This window comes from Pseudomonas entomophila, assembly GCF_013523125.1.
GTDB classification, from domain to species: domain Bacteria; phylum Pseudomonadota; class Gammaproteobacteria; order Pseudomonadales; family Pseudomonadaceae; genus Aquipseudomonas; species Aquipseudomonas entomophila_B.
In genome coordinates this window covers 1-479 of the sequence record NZ_JAAMQJ010000115.1, presented here as the reverse complement: position 1 = coordinate 479, position 479 = coordinate 1, and the positions used below count along the sequence as shown (strand labels likewise).

Genomic DNA, 479 nt, shown 5'->3' with positions numbered 1-479 from the left:
TTGTACGCTTTATGTCGGGTGTTCAGCCGCTCTGCCAGCGCCTTGATGACCGGGTTGAAGCGCATCGAGACCGTGCCGGCCATGAACAAGCCTGCCCGTAGCCTGGACGAGCCCACGCGCGAAATGGTCGTTTGCCCGACCTTCTCCCCAGACTGGTGAACCATCGGGTTCAGCCCGGCGAACGCAACGATGGCAGAGGGGCTTTCGTACTTCAGCGGATCGCCCAGCTCGGCAAGCAGCAAGGCTGCCGTGGTATCGCCCAAACCGTCGATGGAGGTGATCAACTCACGTCGCCGACGCAGGTCCGGGTCGTCATCGATCGTCTGCTCGATGGCCTTGCGAGTCTTTTCCATCTCATCGGTAATGTGCCCGATTACCGCCTTGATCGATGCCTGCACCGTCAGCGGCGCCACATCCAGACGGTTCTGCTCCATCTGGCGCATTTCTTTCAGGTCATCCAGGCGGCGAACCAGCGCCCG

The 479-nt window shown here is 61.4% G+C and carries 1 protein-coding gene; it reads right to left on the bottom strand.

The genetic code is table 11. The annotated features are described in order from the left end of the window. The coding region (locus tag G7007_RS21865; protein ID WP_181105183.1) for a transposase at positions 1-479 on the bottom strand (479 nt) is incomplete at both ends.